This window comes from Bacillus sp. NH11B (assembly GCF_001884205.1).
GTDB classification, from domain to species: Bacteria; Bacillota; Bacilli; order Bacillales; family Bacillaceae_G; genus Bacillus_A; species Bacillus_A proteolyticus.
Map to the genome: position 1 here is coordinate 1 of NZ_MAOG01000133.1, position 662 is coordinate 662.

Consider the following 662-nt stretch of genomic DNA (forward strand, 5'->3'; position numbering starts at 1 on the left):
CACCTTCATCAAATTCATGATTTCCGATGGTTCCAACATCAAATTTTAAATCGTTTAGAAATTCAATCGTAGGTTCGTCTTGTAATAATGCTGAAACAGGAGGACTTGCTCCAACGATATCGCCCGCATGAACCTTTAATGTATTTGGATTTTGTTTTTCACGATCACGTAAATAAGCCGCTAAGTACTCGATTCCCCCTGCATCTTTATTGTTAATTTTCTTTACAGTGTCTAGTTGCCCATGAAAATCGTTAATACCGAGCATTTGTACATCTATGTAGCGGTTTGGTTCTGTATTTGTTTGAGCCGAAGGCGCAGCAAATACACTTGAAAAAGTAATTGTACTTAATGCTAAAGCAACTGGAATGATTTTTTTCAACATAAAATTTTCTCTCCCCTTATTACAATCTGACATCATTCGATATAATTTTAATAGATTAAGAAGATTATTTCTATAAAAATTCTACTAATTATAAAAATTAATAAGATTTTATTGTTTTCTGACAAAAGACTCCTTCCTCAAAAATGTGAAACACTAATTTTAGGTGGGAGATGGATATCGGTATGCGCTACATAAATTGTTAGATATTCGCACACATCTGTTTTACAAACTATTCACAGGAAAACAGATTCATATGGATGAAATGACAGAATCAGAGTAA

The 662-nt window shown here is 32.9% G+C and carries 1 protein-coding gene; it reads right to left on the minus strand.

The features are described from left to right. A partial coding sequence (locus BAU27_RS25215) for a metallophosphoesterase (RefSeq protein ID WP_175546559.1) occupies positions 1-382 on the minus strand: 382 nt, incomplete at its 3' end. Positions 383-662 lie beyond the last annotated feature (280 nt).